Origin of the sequence: Bacillus sp. ME78 (assembly GCF_903970865.1) — a bacterium.
Taxonomy (GTDB): domain Bacteria; phylum Bacillota; class Bacilli; order Bacillales; family Bacillaceae_G; genus Bacillus_A; species Bacillus_A cereus.
In genome coordinates this window covers 1-417 of sequence record NZ_CAJCKK010000104.1, presented here as the reverse complement: position 1 = coordinate 417, position 417 = coordinate 1, and the positions used below count along the sequence as shown (strand labels likewise).

The following is a 417-nucleotide window of genomic DNA, read 5'->3' as shown; positions in this document are numbered from 1 at the left end:
AGGCACGCCGCCAGCGTTCATCCTGAGCCAGGATCAAACTCTCCAATAAAGTTAGTTTGTCTAGCATCTAAAAATAAAAATTGACGTTTCACGTTGTTTGTTTCGTTCAGTTTTCAAAGAACTAATGGTGGAGCCTAGCGGGATCGAACCGCTGACCTCCTGCGTGCAAGGCAGGCGCTCTCCCAGCTGAGCTAAGGCCCCAAACAAGTATCGGGAAGACAGGATTTGAACCTGCGACCCCCTGGTCCCAAACCAGGTGCTCTACCAAGCTGAGCCACTTCCCGAAAGAAAACGCGCCCGAGAGGAGTCGAACCCCTAACCTCTTGATCCGTAGTCAAACGCTCTATCCAATTGAGCTACGGGCGCATATGGTGCCGAGGGCGGGGGTCGAACCCGCACGGTGGTCACCCACCGCAG

Annotated in this window: 3 tRNA genes; all 3 read right to left on the bottom strand. The window is 54.2% G+C overall.

Annotation, left to right across the window (positions count from 1 at the left end):
- Positions 1–125: 125 nt before the first annotated feature.
- A tRNA-Ala gene (locus tag H6481_RS28440) sits at positions 126–201 on the bottom strand.
- A gap of 9 nt (positions 202–210) precedes the next feature.
- A tRNA-Pro gene (locus H6481_RS28435) sits at positions 211–284 on the bottom strand.
- 8 nt (positions 285–292) lie between these two features.
- Positions 293–366, bottom strand: a tRNA-Arg gene (locus H6481_RS28430).
- Positions 367–417 lie beyond the last annotated feature (51 nt).